Below are 22375 nucleotides of genomic sequence, written 5' to 3' on the forward strand. Positions count from 1 at the left end.
AAAATTGTCTGAGCAATTTTTTGATAATTGACCACTGTTACATTTGGTAAATCGAGGAGTTGATCAAAATTTATCCACATAACCCACCTCCTGTTCTGTGTTACTATTATACCATGCTCACACAGAACCTAGAAGAGCCGATCTTCATAACTGTTCTTCGATTTCTAGTAAATCATCAAAAAGCTGATTTGTCTCTCCCAGGGAAAGATTGAGATAATTTTCATCAGAAGGTAAACCGTTATATGTAGCAAGTTCTCGGATTTCTCCTTGCTCTGTTAATTCATATACAATAGCATCTTCTGCCGCTATACAAGAGGCTTTCGGGACAATTTGGTTGAGCTTTTCTTGGAGATAATCGGCGTTAGAAATCGCTGATGATAGGATTTTTTTGATAACTTTATCTGCTTTGATAGCTAGGGTTAGATCGTTGATAATATAAGGACTATGAGTAGTTAAAATTAGTTTATTTCCCTGGGTTAAATTGGCAAATTCAAATAATTTATATAAAATCTTTTTCTGAGATTGGGGAAATAGATTCTGCTCGATTTCTTCCACAATATTTACAAAACACTCATTGCGGTATTTAGAAGATAACACTTCTAGTGCTGCCTTTTTTAGGTCATCGGAAAGATTATCATTAGAGATAATTTTCTCGATTTCCATTTTTAATCTTTTTTGCTCCTCTCCACTGAGTTCATTGCCGGAAGTTTCTTGAGTTCGATTAATCGATAAAGCAATATTTCGAGAAACGAGAAATAAAGGAACAAAAGACTGAAAACCACTGGAAGCTTCTGATAGATTTAGTTTATAATCACTACCCACAATCTTGGCCAGTCTATTGAGTTTATCAAATTCCAATTTAACCTCACCTACTGGCAAAGTCAAACTGCCAGATAATTCCTGTTGTGAGCGATCCAATTCTTCCCAGAAAGTATATAACGATTCTGGCAGTCCTTTGAGTTTTTCTGGCCATCTTACTGCACTCAAAAAGTTTCGCTCTGCTGGTACATACATAATTTTTGGTACTCGATACTTTGAATTATCAGTACTTTCGATCGATAATTTAGCATTTTCAAAACTAATTCGATAAACATCTCCATTGTATTCAATTTGGGTTTCGGGTAAAAAGTAATTGGTTAAATTTTGGTATTGACAAAAAGATTTAACAAAACGATTATATTTAGTCACATATTTTTCCTCTAAATTCCCACGATATAGAGCTTTTTCCAACCAGCTTAATGTTGATATTAATTTAGCAATGCTACTTTTTCCAGTGCCTTGATTACCGATAAAAATCGTTACTTTCCGAACGTCGATAAAACCATCATTTTCTACTAAACCCGCCTTAATTGGACCGAAGTTTTTAACTTTAATTTGGCTCATTGTTATCCCCTTGATTGACGATGATAAATTTTGGCCAGTAATTTGTCCTGAAAAAAAAGCTCGTGTTAAACACGAGCTAAATTAACTAACTTCAAGGACTAATTAGCCACCGACTTTAACTACCGGTTTAAAACTGGGAACCACCAGTTCACTATCCTGTTTAGTCAGCTTATTGTATAAGCGTTCCGTATTGGGGAAATTAGCGGCTGGTAGAGTCGGGAAACGACGATAGGGAACCGTATCTTCACCAAATAATTGTAGGTATTCCATGCTATTAACCATGGCACCAATAAAGGCTTTTAATCCCTTAGTTGCCAGAATTTGGTTATATTTCTGGATTTCTTTTTGATTCAAGGGAGCGCGACCTAAGAAGTGCTTGGTTCCCAATTCAATTACTTTCGTATTCGGATAGGGAGCATAGAATTCTTTCAGGTAAAGATCCGAACAACCTAAACCCTCAATAAACTCTTTCACCGTGATCTCAGCATTGCTTAATTTACTCTCTAAAGCGGTAAATTCGGCATTGATGATATAGGGTTCGAGATCCCGTTCAAAAATCTGACGATAGGCGGCGCGAACAGTATTTTGTACGGCAACTTTATCCAGATTAGTTAACAGTTTAAAGACCTTAGTTTGTTCCCGTTGAACCGTGACACCTTGACCGACACGAGATTGAATATCGGGTTCAGTGCGAATCGAACTCGACGGTGTACCCAATTCAATAAAGCGCGGGGTTTCCTCTTTATCAACTCTTTGGCCGATATCTTCGCGGAGATTGCCCAAACGCACCATCCGTAACTGCATCCCTTGGGGAGTTAGATAGCGCTCGTAGGGAACCGTATCTTCACCAAAAGCTTCCGTATATTCAGGACTGTCGATAAGGGCATCGATTAAAGCATAGAAGCCTTTTTTCGAGCAAAGATCGAAGTATTGATTCATTTCCTGACGACCGTAGGTGGGACGACCGAGCAGACGACGGTGAATATATTCGATCGCTTTCACCACATAGAGAGGAGTCCAGTAGATTTTCCGGAAAGCCTCGGATTTAGCTAGGGTTTTGATAAACTCGCGCAGAGTAATATCGCCATTTTCTAACTTAATCTCGGCCACGGATAAACGCTGACCTTCGTAGGGCATTCGACCGAAAACCTGACGATAAGCCGCTAAAATCACTCTTTGGGTGGAACTTTCGCCAAATTTAACGCTTACCCCATTGCTAGAACCGGGTAACTCGTTATTGAGACGGAAAACTTTCGGTCCCAAAGTACCGGGGAATTCACCTCGGGCGCCGGGGTTACTATTTTGGTTATTAGTGGCAGGTCCGCGGTGGATGAGGATACGTTTGGTATCTTTACCGAAGGGAGCGGGACTAGAACTAGGTTCGCGGGTTTCTTTCGGGAAAATTGCCCCAAATTGGATTTCTAGGGGATCATTTCCGGAACCGTAAACGTGCTGATCCGGTAAGGGGCGATCGTATTTAGCAAAGGTGGTGATAAATTGGGGAACTTTGCGGAAAGGTGCGCTGTAGTTAAACAGGTCGATCTGCATCCCCCAGTTACGACATTCCTGCGCTTCTGCACCCAAACCCCGGAGATAGGGAACGGTTTCTTCGCCGAAATAGTCGGAATACTCCTGAGAATCGACTAAAGCATCGATTAACGCCGCTAAACCGCCGCTAGAGACGATCGAGAAGTATTTCTGCACTTCTTCCCGGGAGGAAGGACCGCGACCGAGGAAATGACGGAAAGCCAATTCTAGGGCGCGACTATTGATAAAAGGTTCAAAGAACTGTTTACGGTAGAGAGGCGATTTACCGAGACGACGGACGAATTCTTTCATCGAGATGTCGCCGTTTTTCACCTTCGATTCTAGGTCAGAAATGGACTGACTGTAGGCGCGAGTGATGTCCCGTTCAAAAATTTGTCTGTAGGCGGCCTTGATAATCGAAGATTTTTCTGACTCCGATAAACCGGTTTTCATGACAAACTTTTGCCGTTTTTCGGCGGCGTTGTAGTAGCTTTGGGGAAGACTTAAACCCTGTTGGTCACTACTGGGACGCTGACGCAGTTTATTAGAGGGGGTGGGGGCTTTTAATTCCCCCAGTAGGATATTGAAATAGTCACTGATTAAAGTGGCCGCATCCTTGTCTCTCTGGAAATACTCGATCGAAGCGGCCCGCATTTCTTGCAGGGCCACGATGGTGGCATCAATGGAACAGGCATTTTCGAGAACTTCCCTTAAACCGCGGGTATTAACGATCAGGATACTGGTATCGCCGGCCACGATCGCGTATGTAATATAACGCAGGAACCAGGATAAATCCCGGAGGGACTTCTGCATATTGCTCGGACCGTAACGAGAGACGTTGATCGGTCGGAATCCGGGGGGAATCGGGCCGCTAGAGGCGAAAATCCCTTTTAAGCCACCGAGAAGGCCACTGCCGCCACCGGACCCGCTTTCCGCGTAGGTAACGGTTCCTAATTTCATCCCTTCCTGGACGTTGATAACTTTACCCGCACCCACCATAGCCATTTCTTCCACGGGGGGTTTTTCTAGGTAAGCCATGGGGGAACCGCCGGTAAAAATCCGGTTAGCTGCCCGTGAGACGATCAGATCGGAGTTCCGGGTGAGCGTTTGGGCAATATCTAAGCGCTTGCTCCCCGATTGGAAGTAGGCGATCAGTTCATTGAGTTCGGGTTTATCGAGAAAGCGGTCTTGTTGTTCTGCTTGGGTAATGGCAGATACTGGGACGGTTTGATAGAGTTGGGGACGCGCTAAGGAGCTGCCACCGCTTGCCTTAAGACTCATTGGATTTTAACTATCTCCCTTGACGATGTGCTGAGTTCTCCAATCGTGGAGGCGATCGGTCTTAAAACCAGATGTTTAAAAATTTAATCAGCATCTAGATTAAAACTTTTTGCGCTTCCTGAGATAGTTTATTAAGAATTATATAGATTTTTTTCGCTAAACTTACCGATCGGTCTATTCCGACACCCCACCTGTATGGGAGGCTAACCAGTCTAAATAGGTCTGAGAACCCGCCACAATCGGTAAAGCGATGATTTCTGGGACTGCATAGGTATGAAGTTCCTGTATCTTCGCCGATAACTGCTCAAACTGCTTTAAATCGCTTTTAATCGCTAATTGCCATTCGCTCTCGTTTTCAATCTGTCCCTGCCAACGATAAATGGAACGAATCGGGTAAATACTGACACAAGCTGCCAAGCGCTCGTTAAGTAAGGCGATCGCTAAGTTTTCCGCTTCCGTTTCGCTGGTTGTTGTCACCAGCACCAATCCAAAACCGGTTAATCTTTCAGTCATAAGTAATCGTGCAAAATAAATTTCCTAGTGAAGATAGGCACTCATGCAAAAGGCAACAGGCAACAGGGGGGATAAATAATCAGTCTTTAATAACCGGATTTAGTATGATAACCGATAACTGATAACTGATAACTGAATTTAGGCGATCATTTTTTCTAAAGCGGCCAGATCGGGAATACAGAGAGATTGCTGCTGTCGTTGAATCAGGCCTTTTTTCTCCAATTTGGTCAAGGAGCGGGTCACGGTTTCCCGGGCCAGGCCACTAATACCACTCAATTCCCGGTGAGGTAAATTGGGAATTACCGTACCCTGGCAGCTGTTTTCTCCTTGACCTTCGGCTAAAAAGAGTAAAGTATCGGCGACTCTGGAGAGACTATCGGCCTCCCGTAAACGTAAACGCCGGTTAAGTTGACGCAAACGCTTGGCCATTAACTGAGAAAGACGAATTCCCGCTAAAGGTTCCGATTTGAGCAGATTAACAAAATCTTGGGCGGGAATACTGCTAATTGTGGCCGTGGTTAAGGTGATAGCATCGCTGGAGCGGGTAGATTTGTCTAAAGCGGCCATTTCTCCGACTATTTCCCCTTTACCGACGATATTTAAGGTGACTTCTTTACCCGACCTATCGTAAGTACGAATTTTCACCCAACCATCCAGAATAAAGTAAACTGAACCACCCCAATCATTTTCTAATAAAATCGCCCGATTAGCAGGATGAGTGCGGGTGACAACATGAGAAGTAACTTGATCGAGGGTTTTAGGGGGCAAACCGACAAATAAAGTGGCTGTATCTAATAATTTTTGAATCTCTGCTGATTTTTCCGCAGGATAGCGTTTTTCTTCCATGGTTTAATATTTAAATTTTGTTGGTTTTAGGCAGGTGATTCTACAATGGAAAGTTGTGGGTATTTTTAATTATCCAGTGACCGATAAACAGGATTTTTCCCCCCTACTGACCGAGATCGATCGGATTCTTGCCAAGGTGATTTCCTCTCTAGTTAACCCGCAAGAAGTTACTTCCGAGACAATTATCGCCACTCGTCAACAATTAGAATCGGCCAGAGCGCTGCTTTCTCCCTTATTGTTGCCCGCTCCAACCCCTGAAGTTGCCCGTTGGTCCCTGGGAATGGAGGTGCAACCAGAGGGGGTAAAAGTTGTCTTTTTTCGGGAAAGCCAGGGACTGATCGATTTTTATCCTCTTTCTTGGAGTCTGGCAACGGGAACAAGCGATCTCTTACCCTGCTCTCAGGTGGAAGAATATCTAATTAGTTGGCTATCTAATCGGGATTTTAGCACCGATTCTTGGCTCTGGGAAGCCCTAGATCGATTAGAAGCTATTATTATCACCGATGACGGGGAAACCCCCACGGATGACCTGAAAAAAGCCCTTCTCACAGCGCAACTAATACCCCCCGATCGCCTATCTAGTCTAGAAACAGCGCTCGCTACTGCTCTGGCCCATATTCCCACTAGCGACCAACCCCAACCCCAAACCCTACTGGTTATCGAAGGGAAGCGGGAGACCACCACTTTAGCAATAGTGGAAGTCCCACCGCAAACTCGCTCTTTATCCCGTCAAGCGATCGCTCTGAGCCATTTTAACTACGGGGAAAACACCTATGAACAGGCCATACTCTCTCACTTAATTTATCCTCTCTGGCGTTCTTTTTTGCCTCTTTCCCGCTCCGATCTCACCGATACTAATCCCTTAAAAAAATCTTTACTGGCAGCCGCTAGATTAACCAAATTAATCCTTCAAGAAGAAAGCGAATTTACCTCCTCTCTAGCCGGTCATACTTGGACGGTCAGTCGCACCGATTTAAATAAGAAGGTGATTATACCATATATAGATAATTTAAGACAAAAAGTTAATGATTTGTTAGAAAAACAGCAAAAAAGTCTTGAAGATATCGATCGAATAATTTTTAGCGGTAATTTTTTCTTAACCATTTGGCCTTATTTTCTAACAGAAATACAGCAAGAATTTGCCGGTTGCAATCTAGAGGCCCCCAGTCAGGAAACCTTCTCACCAGCAATCTTGGGTTTGGGTCGTCTCTGTTTATTTTCGGCTCTTAGAGGTGAGAAGGTCAATAATGCTTAAAAAAATCAACCTCAGTAGTAAAACTTAGGGTGCGTTAGACGGCCAAAATTGCTGCTTTGACTTGAAGGTAAGAATCCGTCGTAACTCACCACCTATCATCAACTAAGTAGCCGGTTACAATTAAAGATAAAATACAAAGAACCAGAACCCTGTCCCACTATCTCACAATTAATTGAGATTACTTACTTAACTGGTGCGTGGGGCGCAGATTGCTAATTTTGTTTTTTTATTCAAGGTTATTGCCGCAAACACGCCCCCGACATTATTGCTAAATGTTAATTTTTATTACAGGATTCAACATTTGTGAGTTTAGAGAGAGTTAAAAATAACTTTTGTCGGGATGCTTTTGTTAATGATGGTAATATTCAGGTAGCAACTTTTAGTAACTTAAATCGCGCTCAAGAGTGACAAAAGCACCTAATTAAATACTTTAATCAAGTTAAAATTACCCAAGGTGTCATCGATGCCTTACCCAGTCCTGAATCTGTCTATTCACCTGTTCCTCAACAGATAGTTAACTCGGTAGATTTAATCGAGCGCTGGTTAAAGGCAAAAAGAGATATTTTCGTTCCCTCCTATCAAACCTATTTAGGAGAAGAATTACTTACAGGTAAAGCTTATAATGACAAAATAAAAAGCTCTGATGGTCAAGAAAGTTCTTCCGAATGGTTAGCTAATAATGGTGCTTATTATATCTATGGAGTTCAGAGAATAGATTCAGTTAATAATTTTACAACCTCTGGCGATCAAGCTACAGTGGATGTGGTGGTTACTGAAGAAAGAACCCTCTATAACAGTCAGGGTAAAATTGATCGAAAGAATAGTGGTTTAAGTACCTTATTGGTTCGCTATAATCTTGAAAATGACGAGGGAACATGGAAAATAGCCAACTCTAGAACTCTTAAAAATTTAGTTCGTAGATAAGTTTAATTAATTCCAAAAAGGCGAGATAAAAGGGCAAAATAGTTCAGATAAAAACCCATACATACAATTATTGCTGTTCGATTTTCATCTTTAGACAGTATTTATACTAAATCTGGTTATTAAAAACTGATTATCTATTGCTCCTTTTGCATGAGTGCCTTTTGCCTGTCCTCATAAGTAGCTTATACTCAACGGATTTAGTATTATAAAGTGACCCTGAAGATAAAGACAACCGAACCGATTCTATTCAGAATCGTCATTATAAATATCTTGGAGAGTTTTATTTTCGTAGCGTTCCTGATCTTGATTTTTGCCGCGACGGGAAGGACGACGATATTTTTTATTGGCTAATTTGGGTTCGTAGGTTTCTTGACCTGCTTCTTTAATTTTTAACTTTAAACTTGACTCTTTTGTGCTAGTTTTCTGTAATGACTGTTCTCGTGCGATCGCTTCTTCTAAAAACTCTAAATAATGTTGGTAACGTTCCCAATCTCCCCTCACCACACAGTTAGGTTCCCGACGGTGAGTACAATCATTAAATTGACAATTTCCCAAAGCTAAACGCTGTTTCACTTCCGGAAAATAAAAAGTTAATTGTTCCGGTGAACAGTTAATATCCGGTTGGTTAAACCCCGGACTATCGGCCAATAAACCCCGATTTGGTAAAGCAAATAACTCCACATGACGGGTAGTGTGACGACCTTTTTGCAGTTTTCCCGACACATCCCCCACCCGTTGATTAATCTCAGGAATTAGACAATTAATTAAACTCGATTTTCCCACCCCCGATGGACCGGCCAAGAGAGTGATTTTATGGTTTAATTGTGCCAATAAAGCCTCAAATCCCCTATTTTTCTCCACACTGACAAAAAAAGGCCGGTATCCCCAAGCAGCTAGGCGCTCGCCCCAGAAATCTATTTGTTCGGGTTCCCCCAGATCAATTTTATTGACACAGACGGCAATTTCTAAGCCTGTGGACTCGGCTTTCACCAAAAAACGACTGATCAGCCAAGGATCGAGGACGGGTTCAGCAAGGGCAAAAACTAGCAAAATCTGCTCGATATTAGCAACGGCCGGCCGATCGATCTCGGTACTGCGGGGGAGGACTTCTGCGATCGCACCCTGCCGATCATCAAAATTGGCTTCCTCCACACGCACCCGATCACCAACCATCACCGATTGACCAATTTTTTGCAAGCGAGCGCGACGGGTACAGAGAAGATTCTCGCCCATAACGGGATAATCCAAGCGTACCTGGTAGAAATTCGCCTGTACGGCCACCACTGTGCCGTATAAATCGGTTAATTGTGCATCTACCATTTAGGAATCGGGGCGATAGACTTTGAGAACAAAAAAGCTATCTCGGTCTTCGATCGATTCTATCTGATAACCCTCCACTGTCAGGCTAGTGGGAACCTGTTCGATCGGTTCCCCGGCATCTAACCAGACTTCCAACCGTTCCCCGGCGGTCATTTTCTCTAATTGCAATTTTGTTCGGACAAAATTAATTGGGCAGGGAGTGCCGCGCAGGTCTAAAGTCATAGTTATTTAGGGTTTCCTGAAAAAGTTTCTCCTGGGGGCAGGGTGTGGGGTGTGGGGTGTGGGGTGTGGGGTGTGGGGAGAATAAATAAAATAATCTCCCATCTCCTGACTCCTGAATACTGCCGACCGCCGACCGCCCCCTGCCTCCGTTATCCGACAAGATTTTTAGATTTATTCAGCCTGCCCTATTTATGGAAGATATTACCTAAAAATCCCTCGATTCCGCCTTTCCCCACGGTTTCCCCGCGAACTTTCGCTATTTTTTCCAGTAATTCCCGTTCTTCTCCGGCGACACGGGTAGGAATCGAGATTTTAACGGTAATGCGATGATCACCGCGACTGACGGGATTACCTAATTTGGGAACCCCTTTATTTTCTAAAATCAGTACGGTGTTCGGTTGAGTACCGGCAGGGATAGTCAGGTCTTCTTGGCCATCTACAGTATTAACTTTGATGGTACATCCTAAAATCGCTTGGATATAACTAATCGAGATATTCGATTTAATATCATTGCCTTCCCGTTGAAATTCTGCATCTGTTTCCACGGTTAGATAAACGAATAAATCCCCCGGCGGCCCGCCTTTAAGTCCCGCATCACCTTCCCGGGCAACGCGCAATTTCATGCCGTTGTCAACCCCCGCAGGAATGGTAATTTTCAGTTTTTTGGTTTCCTGTCTGCGTCCGGAACCGCCGCAAACATCGCATTTTTCCTCGATCACCTCTCCAGCACCGTCACAGGTGGGACAGACCGAAACTTGAGCAAAAGTACCGAAGGGAGTACGGGTGGCGCGACGCACCTGACCAGTACCACTGCAAGTAGTACAAGTGCGGGAACTGGTCCCAGGTCTGGCCCCACTGCCTTTACAGGTTTGACAGGTTTCCAGATGACGGATGCGGATTTCCTTTTCGCCGCCAAAGACAGCCTCGCGGAATTTTAGTCTAAAATCGAGACGTAGATCCTCGCCCCGGGTAGGGCCTGTGCGTCGGCGGGCGGTTGCTTGGCCGCCCATGCCCCCGAAACCACTAAAGATTGTCTCAAAGATATCGGCGAAACCGCCCATATTGTCGGGATCAAAACCGGCAGCGCCCCCAGAAACCCCAGCTTCACCAAAGCGGTCATAACGATTGCGGGTTTCTGGTTCCGAGAGAATTTCGTAGGCGCGGTTAATTTCTTTGAAGTGTTCCTCGGCTCCTGGTTCTTTGTTAACATCGGGATGGTATTTTCGGGCGAGACGACGATAGGCGCGTTTGATGTCTTCTTTGCCGGCATCTCGCGAGACACCTAGAATTTCGTAGTAATCAGTGGGCATAGGGGACTATGGTTCTGCTGGCAATTTATAAATAAAGTTTAAGTCTAGTTGTTACTTTAACAAACTATACATAATAGTTTAGTTGGGTTATCCCTACTATTTTTGCTGGGGGTTAGGGGTTGGGTAGTGGGGTAGTGGGGTAGTGGGGTAGTGGGGAGAATAAATAAAAATAATCTCCTGTCTCCTGTCTCGGAGTCTCCTGTCTCCTGTCTCCTGACGACCGATAGCTTTTCCCTTTTTAATCTACGGCCTCGTAGTCACTGGCACTCATTTCTTCGCCATCGTAGGGGTGATCGTCACTGCCCGATTCGCCGGATTTAGTTTCCAGATTACTATAGGTTCTGGTTCTAGTGTGGGAGAGGGTTGGCCTCTGGGCGAAGATATTGGGGGGAGTGGTCCGGATGCGGGTGGGTCGGGTCAGTTTTTCGGTGACATCGATCGATTCAAAATCAGTACTGTTGAGGGGTTGGGTTTCCTCTTGTTTACCCGTGTAGATGCGGGTACCGATTTCGAGGACAATCTGACGAAATTCTTCCAGGGTGGTTTTTAGCTTTTCTGGCGATAGGGAGGGGTCGCGCAGGGCGATTTCCAACTGTTGTCGCTTCTGGTCGGCCAGTTGCCGGATATCGGGGGCGACTAACTCACTGTTTTCCCTGAGGGTGACTTCGTAGCTATAGAAAAGACTATCGGATTGGTGGCGAATATCGATCATTTGCAGACGACTGCGATCAAATTCGGCGTATTTTTCGGCTTCTAGGCGCATTTTTTCAATTTCGTTCGGTTTCAGCCCTCCAGTATGGCTAATTAAAATGCTTTGTTCTTTGCCGGTGCCTTGGTCGCTGGCGGCCACTTTCAAGATGCCGTTAACATCGATCTCAAAGGCCACTTCGATTTGTGGCATACCCCTAGGGGCGGGAGGAATTCCCGTCAGGAGAAATTTACCGAGGGTTTTATTATCCCGGGACATGGCCCTTTCCCCTTGCAGAACATGAATTTCCACCGAAGTTTGACCATCGGCAGCGGTGGAAAAAACCTGAGATCTACTGGTGGGGATAGTGGTATTGCGATCGATAATTTTGGTAAAGACTTCGCCGAGGGTTTCAATGCCGAGGGAAAGGGGGGTGACATCGAGGAGGAGGACATCTGCCACTTCTCCAGCTAAAACTCCAGCTTGAATCGCCGCCCCCAAAGCAACGGCCTCATCGGGGTTAACAGAGCGATCAATCTGGCCTGCAGAAAAGAAACGGGAGATTAATTGCTGTACGGCGGGGATTCTGGTGGAACCGCCGACGAGAATGACACGATTGATGTCGCTAGGCTGCAGTTCGCTATCTTTGAGGGACTGTTGTACGGGTTCGAGGGTTTTTTCCACTAATTCTCTGGTTAATTCCTCGAATTTAGCGCGAGTTAGTTCTAATTCTAGGTGTTTAGGACCGGTTTCGTCGGCGGCGATAAAGGGGAGATTGATCGAGGTGGTCATCAGGCTAGAAAGCTCGATTTTGGCTTTTTCGGCGGCTTCTCGCAGTCTTTGGATCGCCATGCGATCGCTAGACAGATCGATGTTTTCTTGACTTTGAAAGTTCTCCACCAGCCACCGCACTAAGAGGTTATCAAAATCGTCCCCCCCAAGATGGTTATTGCCGGCGGTGGCTTTCACTTCAAAGACTCCCTTTCCCAGTTGCAGGATGGAAACGTCGAAGGTTCCTCCCCCTAGGTCAAAAACGAGGATATGTTGATCTTCGTTTTGTTTATCTAAACCGTAGGCCAGGGCGGCGGCGGTGGGTTCGTTAATAATTCTTAATACTTCTAGTCCTGCGATTATCCCCGCGTCTTTAGTGGCCTGACGTTGGGCATCGGTAAAATAGGCGGGAACTGTAATCACGGCCTCGTTAATCGGTTCTCCCAGATAGGCCTCAGCATCGGCCTTTAATTTTTGCAGGATCATGGCCGAGATTTCTTGGGGGGTAAATTCCCGATCGCGAATTTTGATATTGACGGTATCATCGCGACCGCGTTGGCAATGATAGGCAACTCGTCCCCTTTCTACCTCGGTGTCTTGCCAACGCCTACCGATAAAGCGTTTGATGCTATAGACGGTATTTTCGGCATTAGTGACCGCTTGACGTTTGGCCAGTTGTCCCACTAGGCGCTGGCCCTTGCCGAATCCCACGATACTAGGAGTTGTCCTTCCCCCTTCCGAGTTGGGAACTATAATCGGCTGACCTCCCTCGAGTACCGCAACACAACTGTTGGTTGTCCCTAAGTCGATGCCGATGACTTTTCCCATGACGCTCTGATAATAATGGTAGTTAATAGGATACAATCATTTACAAAAATTATCCCAAAATTAGCAACGGGCTTTTTACCTCGTCTAATCTTGCCAGGGATGAAACAGGACAATTTTTATCCGATCCTAACAAAACTTGTCGGTAAAGTCCGCAAGCGGCCGGCGACCAGTCTATATACAAGAGTAACCCAAAACCAGTAATTTTGCTGATGCTGCCAGTTAGCGATCGCCTCTGGCTATTCTTAAAATTGCCGTTTTTAAGATTTTTTTAATGATCACGAGCGGACTTCCTTGATGTTGATGTCCCTAGCAGTCGAATTATTGCCCAATCTTCTTAACCCGAATTTTCGATAAATTTGGGATAAGATAACCAATAAACCGATCCTAGAGGACTTAATCATGATTAGAGCCTATGCTGCCCGAGAAAAAGGGGGAAAACTAGAGCCTTTTGACTACGATCCGGGTATATTAGGGGATGAAGATGTGGAAATCGAGGTGGAATATTGCGGCATCTGCCACAGTGACCTAAGTATGCTCGATAACGATTGGGGACTGACCACCTATCCCTTTGTCCCCGGTCATGAAGTGGTCGGCACGATCGCCGCTCTCGGTGCTAAAGTCAAAGAATTAAAGATAGGGCAAAGAGTCGGTCTTGGTTGGTTTTCCCGTTCCTGTTCGACCTGTGAAACTTGTATGTCAGGGGATCAAAACCTTTGTGCTACTGCCGAAGGAACTATCGTCGGTCGCCATGGCGGTTTTGCCGACAGAGTCCGCGCTCATCATAGTTGGTTAATTCCCCTGGGGAACCAGTTAGATGCTGCCAAAGCTGGCCCGCTTTTTTGTGGTGGTATAACCGTCTTTAATCCCATTGTCCAATTTGATATTAAACCCACGGCGCGAGTTGGTGTCATTGGTATTGGTGGATTGGGCCATATAGCCTTAAAATTCCTCAAAGCTTGGGGCTGCGAAGTAACCGCTTTTTCCAGTAGTCCCGACAAAGAAACAGAAGCAAAAGAATTAGGCGCGACTCATTTTATCAATTCCAGAGACCCCGAAGCTTTGCAATCGGTACAAAATTACTTTGATTTCATCATCTCTACCGTTAACGTTAATCTCGATTGGGGTCTTTATATCGCCTGTTTACGTCCCAAAGGTCGTCTGCATATTGTTGGGGCTGTTCTTGAACCCATGAATACCTATGCTTTTCCCTTGATTATGGGTCAAAAATCGATTTCTGGCAGTCCTTTGGGTAGTCCCAGTACCATCAATAAAATGATCGAATTTGCCTCTCGCCATGGCATTGAACCCGTTACAGAAACCTATCCTATCTCGCAGGTGAATGAAGCCATGGAAAAATTGAGAACTGGACAACCTAAATATCGCCTCGTCTTGCAAATAAAATAAAACCATCTCTATCCTGGACGTAACCCCGATGACTCAACCCCTCACTCCTCCAGTTATCGATTGGGAAGAACCCCCCATTCCCCCAGAAGACCTGATTTTTGACGATGGAGAACCTTTGGAAACACACCGTCACCGCAAGGCCATGAATGTCTTAATCGATTCTATCGAACAAGCCTATCAGGATCGAGAAGACTTTTTCGTTGGCGGTAATATGTTTATTTACTTTAGCCGTGAGCGGGTTTTTAATCAAGATTTTCGTGGCCCCGATTTTTTCGTTGTCCTCGATATCGATGGTAGTTATAAACGACAAGGATGGGTGGTTTGGAACGAAAACGGACGTTATCCCGATGTGATCGTGGAATTAATGTCAGAAAGCACCGCAAAAATCGATTTAACTATCAAAAAAGACCTCTATGAGCGGACTTTTCGCTGCTCCCAATACTTCGTTTATAATCCCTTTGATGCCACTTCCCTGCAAGGTTGGGCTTTAGACCCAAATCAATGCTATCAAGAAATTATTCCCGACCACCGCGGTTGGTTATGGTGTCAACGTTTGGGATTGTGGTTAGGAGTCTGGATGGGCAGCATCCAGCGAGAAGAAGCCCCTTGGCTACGTTTTTATGACCTAGACGGCAATTTAATCCTTCTACCCGCGGAATTAGCCGAAATCGAACGTCAGAACGCTGAAAGCGAACGTCAACGCGCCCAGGCAGCCTATCAACAGGCCGAAATCGAACGTCAACGGGCGGAACGTTTAGCGGCGCAATTACGGCAATTAGGCATAAATCCCGATGAAACCCCGTAATCGGGCCAGGAATGACCCCTATCTCTAAAAACCGAAAACCCACACATTCCGAGATCGGTTTGTGTGGGCTGATTGTTCACTTAATTCTAAGATTGAAAGCTTACACTTTGGCGAAATCTAAGACCCTAACTGAGAGTAACACCAGAGCGATCGTAAGTTTGTGAAGAAAAGTCGGCCGAGAAGCGACGTTGAACGGTTTCCCCGTAGCCATTGTCATTGTCAATACCGATTTCAGAAGCACTTCTCCCTAACATCGATTGTTGACGATTTTTGACGGCGTGGTGGTGACGCATCATTAAGGCGCGAGCTTGTTGTTCTGTAGACATAATCATTTCCTCCGAGCTGCAAATAGTGTTTCGAACTTTTTTAATCACCTACTAAATATATATAACATACAATTCTGTATCTATTTTTACAAAATGCCCTAATCCCAGAAAAATTAACAAAACTTTACAATAGGGTTTGCTGAAAAAGTTTGTTGGTGGGGTTAGGAATCAGGAATCAGGAGTCAGGAGTTAGGAATCAGGAGTCGGTCGTCGGTCGTCGGTCGTCGGTCGTCGGTCGTCGGTCGTCGGTCGTCGGTCGTCGGTCGTCAGGAGATTATTTTTATAGTCATTTCAGATAAGTCTGATACACTCTAGACCAGTTAAACCCTTATGAACTCTGGCATTGATATTCTCAATCTTAATTGAAATGACTATATTTGTTCTTCCCACACCCTACACCCCACACCCTACACCCCACACCCTACACCCCACACCCCAACACCCCACTTCCCACACCCTATACCCCACTTGCCAACCCCAAGACATCAATCGCCTTTATACCTTAATCGAACTAGGTTCATCGACGGCGGCGATAATACGATGACAACCGGAAAAGGGTTGCGCCCATTGATACTGGTGTTCTAAAGGATTACCCCAACAGAGACCGAGATATAATTCTGTGCGCGCCACATCTAATTCCGCCCATTCGGACTGGGCGACTAATTCGGCTAGAGAATCGGCAGAAATGGGACGACGGGAGTTAAGCGCCCACCAAAAATTCATATTAGGGGTGATACTGTTCCAAAACTCTAAAACCGAGGCTTTGGCAGCCATGAGAATTTCCTTGTCACCCGCCACGGCAACTAATTGATTATGAATTTCGGGATAACGGAGAGTGCGATCGCCCCATTGACAAACACGCCAGATAATGCCCGAAACCTGATATTGTTGTTGATAATCGTGAACTTGGCGGCGAAAATCCTGATAGGCGAAGACTTTGCCCACCTTTTCTAGATTGATCGCCTTGGCAATCACTGGATTATCAATGCGCTCCGCCGGGGAGAGTAACAGACGTTCCCCCTTGCAAGTGGCGTGCATTTCTCGCTCGAGGATTTCAATTAACTGCTGTGTCGAGTAAGCCATACTACCGCTCTTACCTGAGAGAGGATTTCTTTTTATGATAGAATAATTTAGTAATTAGGGTTGGCTGAATAAATCTAAAAACCTTGTTGGATAAGACTTTTAGACTTTTTTGTCCTCAAAAAGTGCCAGCTGAGAGTGATCGGGGCGAAAATTCTGGGACTTTTTCCCTGAAAATTAGGTAATTGACCGTCTGAAAATGGGTAAAACCCTACACCCAACACCCCACACCCGGCCCCGACGAAAAACTTTTTGCCGCAAACCCTAATTAAGCGACTAAGCTAAGACGCATCTTAACCGCCTATCCTTAGATTAGCTGAATTTCCCCCAATCCCTTTACTATTGCCTCTTGCCTCTTGCCCCGTCTCAACAAGCAATTTAAATGCTTGACAGCTTACTAACTGTTTTAAGGTTAGCAATTAACTTGGATAAAGCGATGTCAGGCTTGTAATCGATAATCAGGTGAACGTAATCCGAAAAAAAGTTATCTAGACCTGTTAACAGGCAATTTATCCCCCGAATGAGCTACAATTATCGGTCAAACGTGGTTAATAGTGAGCAGATGCGTCGCATTGAAGGGGCGATTTTTGCCTCTGGTATGCCTGTGGCCGCTTTGATGGAAAAGGCAGCCCTGTTAACGGCACAACAGCTTAAAAAGTCCTATTCTTTGGCTAATTTCCTCAAAATTGGCGTTATTGTTGGCCCTGGTCACAATGGCGGCGATGCTCTCGTGATTGCTAGAGAATTACATCTCGCCGGTTATCAAGTATCTCTTTTTTGTCCGATCGCCAAACTCAAGGATTTAACAGCACAACAGGCTAATTATGTCAAGCATTTAGGCTTAATTTTTCAGAAAACTTTAGAATCTTTAGAGGATTGTCAGTTAATTATCGATGGTCTTTTCGGTTTTGGTTTAGAAAGGACTTTATCGGCAGATATTGCCGAATTAGTCGATAAAATTAATAGTTGGCAAAAACCGGTAATTAGTATCGATATTGCTTCGGGAATTCACACCGACACCGGAGAGGTTTTAGGCACGGCAATTAAAGCCACTCATACCTTTTGTTTGGGACTCTGGAAGCGCGCTTTTTTACAAGATTTGGCCTTACCCTATCTAGGCAAAGTGGAGTTAATTGACATAGGAATTAGTCCCCTTGACCTAGAAACAATTTTACAAGATTCCCCGCCAATTCTGAGGGTTAATCCCGATCTAATTCGCCCTTATTTACCCTTACCCCGTCCTCTCCTTACCCATAAATATCAGCAGGGACATTTATTAATTATCTGTGGTTCTCGTCGTTATGCAGGGGGGGCAATTCTTGCCGGATTAGGAGCGCGAGGTAGTGGTGTGGGAATGCTTTCTATTGCTGTTCCTGCTGCCCTTAAATCTTTATTAATTAGTCATTTACCAGAAGCATTAATTATCGATTGTCCCGAAACTGCCACGGGAGCTATTGCCGAACTTCCCCTAGAATTAAATAATTATCATGTCCTCGCCTGTGGTCCTGGATTAACCACAGAAAATCCTGCTATTATCGAACAGGTTTTAGATAGTGATAAACCGATTATACTCGATGCCGATGCTTTAAATATTTTGGCTCAATTCGGTATAGAAAAATTATCATCTCGTCAGAATAAGACAATTTTAACGCCTCATTGGGGAGAATTTAAACGCTTATTTCCTAACTTATCAGGTTCTCAAGACAGGATTAATGTCACTCAAGAAGCATCTCGACAAAGTGGTGCAATTGTCTTATTAAAAGGAGCCAGAACTATAATCGCCTCCCCGGAAGGTAAAATGTATTTAATCCCCGAAAGTACCTCCGCTTTAGCGCGAGGTGGTAGTGGTGATGTTTTAACGGGACTAATCGGCGGATTCTTAACCCAAATGCAGGATAATCCCCCAGAAACAACTGCATTAGCGGCTTATTTACACGCTCAAGCCGGCATTTTAGCGGCCAAAGAAAGGACGGAATTAGGAGTAGATGGAGTAACTTTAGCTAATTATTTATTGGCTGCCCTTAAAGATTTAAATTAAACTCCGAGGGGAAACACACGCAACCCAAAAACCGAGTAAAATCGATAAAGGATTAAGTAGGTAGGTGTTAAAAATTGTCAGATTTACCCCCTTATCAAGGGTAGGGTTAATTCATGAATTAACCCTACCATGAATCAGTCCTAAGATTAAGGGAGTATCAGAATTGATAATTGTTACTGTATCTAACATTAAAATATCTTTCATAATACCCACCAAACCTAAGAGAGCCAAAATATTATTAATAGCATAAATGTACTGTATTTAAACTGCCTATTGACATTTTAGTACAAATGCTCGGACTGCCTTAACCTAGCTCCGGCTCTCCCTTCTCCGGTGCAGTCTTAAGGATAGTCGGCATTTGATAAAACATAAGGAATGTTAACCAAAACCACTTATCGTTAAGGAATTTTGATAAGTTGGAGATTGAACAAAGATAGAAAGTCTCTAGCGCTGACAACTATGGCTGTAATTGTCCAAAAATACGGTGGTACATCGGTAGGTTCCGTGGAACGCATTCAATCGGTCGCTCAACGGGTCAAAAATACGGTAATAGCAGGAAACACCGTGGTGGTGGTCGTTTCTGCCATGGGTAAAACCACCGATGGATTGGTCAATTTAGCCAAACAAATCGCCGCCGAACCCTCGCGCCGGGAAATGGATATGTTATTATCCACGGGGGAACAGGTAACAATCGCCTTGATGAGTATGGCCCTAGAGGAAATCGGACAACCGGCCATCTCCCTAACCGGCGCTCAAGTGGGAATTGTCACGGAATCCGAACATAGTCGCGCCCGCATCTTAGAAATTAAAACCGATCGCCTTTCCCGTCATCTATCGGAGGGTAAAGTAGTTGTTGTCGCCGGTTTTCAAGGTGTCAGCGATAGCGATCAATTAGAGATTACCACCTTGGGGCGCGGTGGGTCCGATACCTCGGCCGTGGCCCTAGCAGCCGCCTTAAAAGCCGATTTTTGCGAAATTTACACCGATGTACCCGGTATTCTCACCACTGACCCCCGTTTAGTCCCCGAAGCGCGTCTTTTAGACCAAATCACCTGCGATGAGATGCTGGAATTAGCCAGTTTAGGGGCGAAAGTTCTCCACCCGCGAGCGGTGGAAATCGCTAAAAATTTCGGGGTTCCCTTGGTTGTCCGCTCCAGTTGGACAGAGGATCCGGGTACTTGGGTGACATCCCCGGCACCGAAACCGCGCACCCTGCAAGGATTGGAATTGACAAAAGCAGTGGATGCGGTGGAATTTGAGGGTAATCAGGCGAAAATCTCCCTTTTACGGGTTCCGGATCGTCCCGGTATCGCTGCCCGTTTATTCGGGGAAATCGCTCATCAACAGGTGGACGTGGATTTAATTATTCAATCGATTCACGAGGGGGACAGCAACGATATCGCCTTTACGGTGATGGGAAATGCCTTGAAAAAAGCCCAATCCGTGGCCGAAGCGATCGCGCCGGTTTTACGTTCCCATCCCACTAATACAGAGGAAGCGGAAGTGATCATCGAATCCGGGGCCGCTAAAATCGCCATTACCGGCGCCGGTATGATCGGCCGGCCGGGAATTGCTGCCCAAATATTTAGCACTTTGGCCGCAGCGGCAATTAATATCGAAATGATCTCCACTTCTGAAGTAAAAGTCAGTTGTGTCATCGATGAAGCGGACGGAGAAAAAGCAATTAAAGTCCTTTGTGATGCTTTTCAAGTGGAGTATTCTGCTAAAGTTGCTCATTGCGAAATCCCTAAAAATTTAGTCCCAGTACGGGGAGTGGCCCTAGATAATAATCAGGCCCAAATGGCCATTCGTAACGTCCCCGATCGCCCGGGGATGGCGGCGAGAATTTTCTCGGTTTTAGCGGCAAAAAATGTCAGTGTCGATATGATTATTCAATCCCAACGCTGTCGCATTGTCGATGGTATTCCCCGACGGGATATCGCTTTTACTTTACCCCAAGCTGATGCTAATTTAGCCCAAAAAATCCTCTTAGAACTATCGGAAAGTTTGGGTTTACAGGAAGTGGTGGTTAATAATGATGTGGCGAAAGTGAGCATTGTTGGTTCGGGAATGGAAGGACAACCGGGGGTAGCAGCACGCTTTTTTGAAGCTTTAGCAAAGGAGAAAATTAATATTTTGATGATTGCTACTTCTGATATAAAAATCAGTTGTGTGGTGAATCAGGAAGATGGAGTCAGGGCCCTACAAGTGGTTCATGCCGCTTTTGGATTGGCCGGACAGGGTAAAATTGAAGTACCCGCCTAAATGAAATTACAAGTTCTATGATGGGGGTAAGAGTTGTTTAATTGTTGGCAACTTAACCCCCAAAAACCAGATAAATAAGTTAACCCTCATCACCCCGATTTTATCTATGGAACCGATAACAGTGGCGACAATTGTTGCTTTGGTATTTCAGACTACTGTAGAAAAATTTACCGAAGCTGCTCTAGAAAAAATTAATACTTTGCGGCAAATCATCTGGAATAAACTTAAAGCTAATCCTAAGGCTGAAAAAGCTTTACAAGCTGCTGAAAAAGGGTCAAAAACTGATCTAGAAAAAGTAGCAGATTATTTAAAGGTTGCCATGAATGATGAAGCAGATTTCGCCGAAAAAGTCAAGGGTTTAGCAACAGAAATTCAATCCTTGAAAATTCAGGATAATAGTAGTATGAACCAGGCTAATTCGGGAGGTCAAAATTTACAGAATCAGGGTCAGGTTAGTGAATTTTATCAAGCAGAAACTATAAACATCAATAAAACCTGACTGCAGCCGCCTGTTAAGGAACAGGTTAAACAACATCCTCACAATTTATCTAATAGTAATATCCCTAAATTTGTTGGTAGGGATCAGGAATTAATTGACTTAAAAAAGCAATTACAACAATCCCAAAAGCTTGCTATATCTACCTTAACGGGAATGGGAGGCATAGGTAAAACCGAACTAGCCAGACAGTTTGGCTGGCAAGAATGGCGAGAAAAAGCCTATCCCGGGGGGATATGTTGGTTAAATGTGGCAGAAAGTGACGGCGGTTTTATCGGTACTTCTATTTTAGATTTTGCGCGGGTACATCTCAAATTAACTTTACCGGATGAGGGAGAATTAGACGTAAAAATTCGTTATTGTTGGCAAAACTGGTTAGCGGGAAATGTCCTAATTATCTTTGATGATGTGCGGGATTATCAGCAAATTAAGGATTATTTACCACCGCAAGAAGACAAACGCTTTCAGGTTTTAATTACCACTCGCAAGGAATATTTATCAGCGACAATTGAGACTTTTCGGGTAGAAGTATTAAAAGAAAAAGATGCACTTGATTTATTGCGTTCCTACCTTGTAGATAACAGAATTGACACACAAATCGAGGCAGCTAAATTATTATGTCAGGATTTAGGTTATTTACCCTTAGGGTTAGAATTGGTGGCAAGGTTGCTGGTACGACGACAGGATTGGAAAATTAGCAAAATACGGCATAAATTAGCCGAAAAAGGCTTAGATGAGCCAATTTTAGCCAAAAATCCCAAGTTTCATGGGGAAATGACTGCGGAAAGAGGGTTAAAAGCTGCCTTTAATCTCAGTTGGGAGGAGTTGCATAGCGAACCAGAAGCGCAAATTTTGGCACTTTACCTCAGTTTATTCGCTCTTGCGCCCTTTCCCAAGGGGATGATTCTGGATTTATTTCCCGATGAGGATGGGGAGACAGTGGAGGAATGGTTAACCGATAGTTTAGTTCACCTGAGTTTAGTTCAGGATAATCGTGATGGTTGGTATGAAATTCATCCCCTGTTGCGTCGCTATTTTCGGGATAAGTTAGAAGCATCACCCCACGCAGAACCAGCAAAACGCCGTTATTGTG

General features: G+C 44.4%; 19 protein-coding genes. 8 read left to right on the forward strand and 11 right to left on the reverse strand.

Annotated elements, in window-relative coordinates; translation table 11 throughout:
- Window positions 1-144: 144 nt before the first annotated feature.
- The 4 genes from O9295_RS19245 to O9295_RS19260 all read right to left on the reverse strand — a co-directional run bounded on the left by O9295_RS19245 (window position 145) and on the right by O9295_RS19260 (window position 5550).
- Window positions 145-1383: an ATP-binding protein gene (locus tag O9295_RS19245; RefSeq protein ID WP_288034616.1), complete on the reverse strand. Its 1239-nt coding sequence runs from the start codon at window positions 1381-1383 to the stop codon at window positions 145-147.
- A gap of 102 nt (window positions 1384-1485) precedes the next feature.
- Window positions 1486-4191: a phycobilisome rod-core linker polypeptide gene (locus O9295_RS19250; RefSeq protein ID WP_288034618.1), complete on the reverse strand. Its 2706-nt coding sequence runs from the start codon at window positions 4189-4191 to the stop codon at window positions 1486-1488.
- A gap of 174 nt (window positions 4192-4365) precedes the next feature.
- Window positions 4366-4704, reverse strand: coding sequence for a divalent-cation tolerance protein CutA (cutA, locus tag O9295_RS19255; protein ID WP_061431015.1), 339 nt, complete (start codon window positions 4702-4704; stop codon window positions 4366-4368).
- 138 nt (window positions 4705-4842) lie between these two features.
- Complete coding sequence (locus tag O9295_RS19260; RefSeq protein WP_288034621.1) at window positions 4843-5550, reverse strand: Crp/Fnr family transcriptional regulator; 708 nt, start codon at window positions 5548-5550, stop codon at window positions 4843-4845.
- A 55-nt stretch (window positions 5551-5605) separates the two neighbouring features.
- Here O9295_RS19260 and O9295_RS19265 point away from each other — a divergent pair, with 55 nt between their 5' ends.
- Together O9295_RS19265 and O9295_RS19270 are read left to right on the forward strand one after the other, a co-directional pair.
- On the forward strand, window positions 5606-6805 hold the full coding sequence (locus O9295_RS19265; RefSeq protein WP_288034634.1) for an acetate and sugar kinases/Hsc70/actin family protein: 1200 nt from the start codon (window positions 5606-5608) through the stop codon (window positions 6803-6805).
- Window positions 6806-7336: 531 nt separating this feature from the next.
- Window positions 7337-7729, forward strand: coding sequence for an ARC6/PARC6 family protein (locus O9295_RS19270; protein ID WP_288034637.1), 393 nt, complete (start codon window positions 7337-7339; stop codon window positions 7727-7729).
- Window positions 7730-7972: 243 nt separating this feature from the next.
- On the opposite strand, the gene rsgA is transcribed toward O9295_RS19270, so the two are convergent.
- The 4 genes from rsgA to dnaK all read right to left on the reverse strand — a co-directional run bounded on the left by rsgA (window position 7973) and on the right by dnaK (window position 12868).
- The gene (gene rsgA, locus O9295_RS19275; RefSeq protein WP_288034623.1) at window positions 7973-9049 is read right to left on the reverse strand and encodes a small ribosomal subunit biogenesis GTPase RsgA; all 1077 of its coding nucleotides are present in this window, start codon (window positions 9047-9049) and stop codon (window positions 7973-7975) included.
- The gene (locus O9295_RS19280) at window positions 9050-9271 is read right to left on the reverse strand and encodes a sulfurtransferase TusA family protein (RefSeq protein ID WP_002738399.1); all 222 of its coding nucleotides are present in this window, start codon (window positions 9269-9271) and stop codon (window positions 9050-9052) included.
- A gap of 185 nt (window positions 9272-9456) precedes the next feature.
- Window positions 9457-10581 (reverse strand): molecular chaperone DnaJ, encoded by a 1125-nt coding sequence (dnaJ, locus tag O9295_RS19285; RefSeq protein ID WP_147073594.1) that lies wholly within the window; start codon window positions 10579-10581, stop codon window positions 9457-9459.
- A gap of 238 nt (window positions 10582-10819) precedes the next feature.
- Window positions 10820-12868 (reverse strand): molecular chaperone DnaK, encoded by a 2049-nt coding sequence (gene dnaK / locus O9295_RS19290; RefSeq protein WP_288034640.1) that lies wholly within the window; start codon window positions 12866-12868, stop codon window positions 10820-10822.
- A 399-nt stretch (window positions 12869-13267) separates the two neighbouring features.
- On the opposite strand from dnaK, the gene ahr reads away from it, so the two are divergent.
- Window positions 13268-14272, forward strand: a complete 1005-nt coding sequence (gene ahr, locus O9295_RS19295; RefSeq protein WP_149985481.1) for an NADPH-dependent aldehyde reductase Ahr — start codon at window positions 13268-13270, stop codon at window positions 14270-14272.
- A 28-nt stretch (window positions 14273-14300) separates the two neighbouring features.
- Window positions 14301-15077, forward strand: coding sequence for a Uma2 family endonuclease (locus O9295_RS19300; protein WP_288034627.1), 777 nt, complete (start codon window positions 14301-14303; stop codon window positions 15075-15077).
- Between the two features lie 125 nt (window positions 15078-15202).
- Here the strand turns inward: O9295_RS19300 and gifA are convergent, their stop codons facing one another.
- The 3 genes from gifA to O9295_RS19315 all read right to left on the reverse strand — a co-directional run bounded on the left by gifA (window position 15203) and on the right by O9295_RS19315 (window position 17005).
- Window positions 15203-15403, reverse strand: coding sequence for a glutamine synthetase inactivation factor IF7A (gene gifA, locus O9295_RS19305; protein WP_002758764.1), 201 nt, complete (start codon window positions 15401-15403; stop codon window positions 15203-15205).
- Between the two features lie 495 nt (window positions 15404-15898).
- On the reverse strand, window positions 15899-16486 hold the full coding sequence (locus tag O9295_RS19310) for a hypothetical protein (RefSeq protein WP_002797180.1): 588 nt from the start codon (window positions 16484-16486) through the stop codon (window positions 15899-15901).
- A gap of 375 nt (window positions 16487-16861) precedes the next feature.
- Window positions 16862-17005 (reverse strand): transposase, encoded by a 144-nt coding sequence (locus O9295_RS19315; RefSeq protein ID WP_353851563.1) that lies wholly within the window; start codon window positions 17003-17005, stop codon window positions 16862-16864.
- Here O9295_RS19315 and O9295_RS19320 point away from each other — a divergent pair.
- The 4 genes from O9295_RS19320 to O9295_RS19335 form a co-directional block, all read left to right on the forward strand.
- Window positions 17004-18521: an NAD(P)H-hydrate dehydratase gene (locus O9295_RS19320; RefSeq protein WP_288034629.1), complete on the forward strand. Its 1518-nt coding sequence runs from the start codon at window positions 17004-17006 to the stop codon at window positions 18519-18521. The two genes, O9295_RS19315 and O9295_RS19320, sit on opposite strands and share 2 nt — an antisense overlap.
- Before the next feature lie 459 nt (window positions 18522-18980).
- Entirely contained in the window at window positions 18981-20786 is a 1806-nt protein-coding gene (locus O9295_RS19325) for an aspartate kinase (protein ID WP_002797176.1), read from the forward strand.
- 106 nt (window positions 20787-20892) lie between these two features.
- A complete protein-coding gene (locus tag O9295_RS19330; RefSeq protein ID WP_288034631.1) occupies window positions 20893-21285 on the forward strand; it encodes a hypothetical protein in 393 nt (130 codons plus the stop codon).
- 135 nt (window positions 21286-21420) lie between these two features.
- Window positions 21421-22375 (forward strand): NB-ARC domain-containing protein (locus tag O9295_RS19335; protein WP_288034643.1); only part of this gene is annotated, 955 nt, incomplete at its 3' end.

The organism is Microcystis sp. LE18-22.4A (assembly GCF_027531105.1).
In the GTDB taxonomy this organism is placed as follows: Bacteria; Cyanobacteriota; Cyanobacteriia; order Cyanobacteriales; family Microcystaceae; genus Microcystis; species Microcystis aeruginosa.